This window comes from Rhodoferax sp. UBA5149, assembly GCF_002413825.1.
GTDB lineage: Bacteria > Pseudomonadota > Gammaproteobacteria > Burkholderiales > Burkholderiaceae_C > Rhodoferax.
Genome location: NZ_DHXT01000023.1, coordinates 1 through 4505, shown reverse-complemented (window position 1 = coordinate 4505; position 4505 = coordinate 1). Strand labels below are relative to the sequence as shown.

Below are 4505 nucleotides of genomic sequence, written 5' to 3'. Positions count from 1 at the left end.
CCAGCGCGGCAGCGGCGGCGCTGCGTGGCTGGTGCGCCAGCAGCAGTTTGAACACGGCGTTTGGCGGCGCCTCGGCGATGGCCCGCTGCGGGTCGCTGCGGTGGCTTTCGTCGAAGTGATGGGCACTGAAGTCGGTCACGCCAGCCACCAGCACCATGGCGGGCTCCGGATCCTGGCTGTCGGTGCTGTGATGGATGAGCACATGCTCGTTCATCAACACCCGCACGCCCAGACCCCGCAGGGCGTCAATCCAGTCATGGGCGCCGGAGTAATACTCATGGTTGCCGGTGACAAAAAACGTGCCGTGGGTGGAAGTCAGCTCGGTCAGCGGTGTCACCTGGTCGCGTAGTTCATGCACGCTGCCATCCACCAGATCGCCCGTGATGGCCACCAGGTCGGCGCCCAGGCGGTTGACCTGTGCCACGATGCGCTGCAGATAGCGGCGCTTGATGGTGGGGCCGACGTGAATGTCGCTGATTTGGGCTACCGTGAAGCCGTGCAAGGCGTCAGGCAAGTTGGCAATGGGCACATCGACCCGCACCACGGCGGCGGTGCGTCGTGCGTTCCAGAAGCCCCACGCCGTGACCAGCAGGCCCAGCAAGGGCAGCGCCCCGGCGCTATGGGTTCGCCAAGCTTGCAGCGCAAGGGCCGAAGGCCACAGCCAGTTCATCCCGTAGCCGACCCACAAGGTGATCTCGCGCAGCAGCGTCAATACGAACAAGGACGAAAACAAACCCATGCAGAGCAAGCCGAGCCAGGTCAGGACCTCGGAGAGCGGTGGCTTGGCCACGCGCCGCGCCAGCATGCCCATCGGCACCAGCAAGGCGCAGAGCAGCAAACCCAGCCACAGCGCCACACCTAGCGGTGCGGCAATCTGGGACAGATCCGGCGCCACACGCCAACCGACGAAGGCATGCAAGAGAAGAGAAATCAGCAAGACAGGAGCCAGGGCCATCAAAATAAGCGCGAGGCCAAGGCCCTTGCGTCAAAACAATAATGTCTTTAGATGGTGTGCATGGGCGCAGGTTCAAGGCTTGTGAACGAATCCCGCCAGCTGGACAAATTTACGACAGCAGTCTGAGCGTGCTCTCGTCAACCATGCCCCCGAAAAAACGAGTCAGCGCTTGTTTGAACATCGGCTCGTCCGGGGCGACCTGAGCGAACAGCGTCATGCACGATTTGAATTTAAGGTCATCGGGCGAGCCAAAGATGTCATGCGCCGTCGTATGCGGCTGTGCCAGCACGAGTTGCGTGCACTCCTTCAGACGCTGACCCAGCACCGGATGCTGCCAGAAGTCCAGCGCCTCGGCCGCCGACGCGATGCCAAAGTGTTTGGCGATGGGGCTGCGGCCCAAGCCCTTGAGCTGCGGGAAGATGAACCACATCCAGTGGCTGGTTTTTTCTCCGAGTGCCAGTTCGTTGCACACCGATTCATAGACGCGGTCTTGTGCCTCCACAAATCGCTGCAGACCTTGTGTTGCTAAATTCATTGTTCCGTCCATCAATAAGCACGTAATGCGTGTATGTTGAGGCTTTTGGATCGGCACGTCAGCTTGTCCAATCAAGCAACATGAAATAAACCTACCGTCGGCGCAATGGCAAGCCGGTCAATTCACAGGGCGTCGGTCGTGAAGGGCTGCGCTGGGGCGTCAAGCGCCTCATGCGCGAAGCGCTCGTATTCGGAGATCACCTGCGCCCCCAGCAACAGCAGCGTCGCCGCCAGCTCAAGACTCAGCAGAACCGCGATGGCCGTGGTCAGCGAGCCGTAAACGGTGCCGATTTGGGACAGCGTGGAGAAATACCACACCAGGACATGGCGGGAAATCTCCCACAGCAAAGCGGCTGCGACCGCACCCAGCAGGGCGTGGTGCAAAGAAGGCCGGCCGACCGGCATCACCAGGTACACCGACGTGAGCACAAAGATCTCACCGGCCACGCCGAGCAGATACAGCAGCATGCCAGACAGGCCATCGAGTGACCAGCTGCGCCACAAAAACGCCACCTGCTGCTGGCCCATCGCCTGCAGGCTACCCGCCACCAGCGTCACCAGCAACAGCCCGAGCCCGAGCGACAGGATATAGCCATAAGGGATCACGGCCGAGATCAGAAAGTGGCGCCGGCGTATCGCCACCCGGTGATGAAAGATCACCGACATCGCGTTCTCCAGCACTGTGAAGCCGAGCGAACTGAAGAACAGCATGCTGGCCAGCAAGACCCAACCCAGAACAGCGCGGTGCGCCAGGAAGTTCGCCAGCTCCGCCACAATCACGCCGGACTGCCCCGGCACCAGCCATTCGAGGTAGCGGCCCACGGTCTGCAGCAGCGCCCCCTGATCGACAAAGTGCGAGAGGGCAATCACCGTGAGAATGAGCATCGGCACAATCGACAGCAAGGCGTAGTAGGCGACGGCCCCGGCCAGCAGCAGGCCCTGGTTGGCCTGGAATCCCTGCAGCGTTCGGACCGTGAATGCCGCGGGATGCCTGAGAATTTGCGCGGCATGGCGCCCAAAGCGTTGCATCGGTGCACTCCTCACTCCTGTTACGCGGTTCATGGTCCACCCCGGCGCTTCATGTGTCAATCAGACGGCGACCCGCCGTGTTGTCAGTCGATGCTGACGAGACGCAACGGCCTGATCGGCTCCGATCACAAGGTGCGCGCAAGGGTATTGGCGAGCTGTTGGAACGCCAGCGGTTGGCGCACGCGAAGGCGCTCAAGTTGCTCGGAAATTGACTTGACCAGCGCGTCGCTGTCTTCGGCCTTGATGGTCTCAATTTGGTGGTGAATGTCCTTCAACCGTTCGAGTGCCCGCGCCGACTGATCAGGGGTGACCGCGTCCTGCTGGATCAGACCCAGCAGGACTTCGGTGACGAGGCCGAGTTGCTTGCCATACGAAGCAAGCTCAAACGCTTTGCGCTCGATATCACCGTCGCCCGCCGCTGGACGGATGGCGTCAAAAAACCAATTGGTGTTGGGTTCGATCCGCTGGGCGACGCTACCGCTCCAGGGAAAATGAACTTGCGGATTCCAGATCCAAAGCCATGGAAACATGATCGCCTCACGGGTGGTTGAGAGAGAGTGCTGCCCCAAGCCGAAGCGCGCCGGGCCAAAGGCTCATGTAAAGCATAGTGCCAAACCGAATCCGCCACCTGAGAAAAATCAATGAGGGTGACGAAGCGCCTGGAACCGGCTCACAGCGGCTGGCGCGGTTGCCGCAAAGACCGTATCCCAAAATCAACTGAACATCTACTACGAATTTGATAGCGTATTGCGCTTATTCTGCGAGGGCTAGAGCCATATTTTTCTTACGACTTCCGCGGCCTCCAGCGCTTCAGCAACAGCGCATTGCTCATCACGCTGACCGAGCTCATCGCCATCGCCGCTCCGGCCACCACCGGGTTCAAAAAGCCCAGCGCGGCCAGCGGTATCCCGGCCACGTTGTAGGCAAAAGCCCAGAACAGGTTCTGCCGGATCTTGGCGACCGTGCGGTCCGAGATGTCGAGCGCGGCCGCCACCAGCAGCGGGTCGCCGCGCATCAGCGTGATGCCGGCGGCGTGCATGGCGACATCGGTGCCGTTGCCCATCGCCATGCCGACATCGGCCGCCGCCAGTGCCGGCGCATCGTTGACGCCGTCGCCGACCATCGCCACCGTGTGGCCGCCTTCCTTCAGCGCCATCACCCTGGTGGCCTTGTCGCCGGGCAGCACCTCGGCCATCACTTCGCCCTGTTCCGGGCGCAGACCCAGGCGGCGCGCCATGGCCTCGGCCGCACCCCGGTTGTCGCCGGAGATCATGATGGTCTTGATGCCGCGCGCGCGCAGCGCGGCCAGCGCTTCCTTGGCGCCGGGTTTGGGCTCGTCGCCAAAGGCCAGCAGGGCGCGCAGCGTCAGGCCTTGCGTGGTGCGCTCGGCCATGGCGGACACGGTGGCGCCTTCGGCCTGCAGCGCGGTGGCTTGGGCGGTCATGGCGCCGAGGTCGATGTGGAGTTCATCCATCCAGCGCAAGCTGCCGATCAAAAAGCTGCGCACACCGACCTCGCCCTCGGTGCCGCGACCGGGCACGGCGCGCACGTTGTCGGGGGCGTCGAAACTCAAACCCTGCTCCTGCGCACGGCTGACGACGGCGCGCGCCAGCGGGTGCTCGCTGCCACTTTGCAGGCTGGCCGCCACGCGCAACACATCGTCCGCAGCCATGTCGGCGGTCGGCAGCAAGGCCGTCAATTTGGGGCGGCCCACGGTCAGCGTGCCGGTCTTGTCAAAGGCGACGATATCGACCTTGTGCGCCAGCTCCAGCGCCTGGGCGTCCTTGATCAGAATGCCATAGGTCGCGGCGACGCCGGTGCCGGCCATGATGGCCGCCGGCGTCGCCAGCCCGAGTGCGCAGGGGCAGGCAATCACCAGCACCGCCACGGCATAGATCACGGCGACTTCAAACGGGTGACCGGTCAGCCACCAGCCCAGCAGGGTGATCAGCGCCAGCCCCAGCACCACCGGCACAAACACCGCGCT

General features: G+C 63.0%; 5 protein-coding genes. All 5 read right to left on the bottom strand.

Annotated elements, in window-relative coordinates; translation table 11 throughout:
* Positions 1-955 (bottom strand): metallophosphoesterase (locus B3V69_RS01750; protein ID WP_296443214.1); only part of this gene is annotated, 955 nt, incomplete at its 3' end.
* Positions 956-1064: 109 nt separating this feature from the next.
* The gene (locus tag B3V69_RS01745) at positions 1065-1490 is read right to left on the bottom strand and encodes a DUF1810 domain-containing protein (protein ID WP_296443212.1); all 426 of its coding nucleotides are present in this window, start codon (positions 1488-1490) and stop codon (positions 1065-1067) included.
* Positions 1491-1612: 122 nt separating this feature from the next.
* Positions 1613-2518, bottom strand: a complete 906-nt coding sequence (locus tag B3V69_RS01740; RefSeq protein WP_296443210.1) for a YihY/virulence factor BrkB family protein — start codon at positions 2516-2518, stop codon at positions 1613-1615.
* 125 nt (positions 2519-2643) lie between these two features.
* The gene (locus tag B3V69_RS01735) at positions 2644-3048 is read right to left on the bottom strand and encodes a hypothetical protein (RefSeq protein ID WP_296443208.1); all 405 of its coding nucleotides are present in this window, start codon (positions 3046-3048) and stop codon (positions 2644-2646) included.
* A gap of 254 nt (positions 3049-3302) precedes the next feature.
* Positions 3303-4505 (bottom strand): heavy metal translocating P-type ATPase (locus B3V69_RS01730; RefSeq protein WP_296443206.1); only part of this gene is annotated, 1203 nt, incomplete at its 5' end.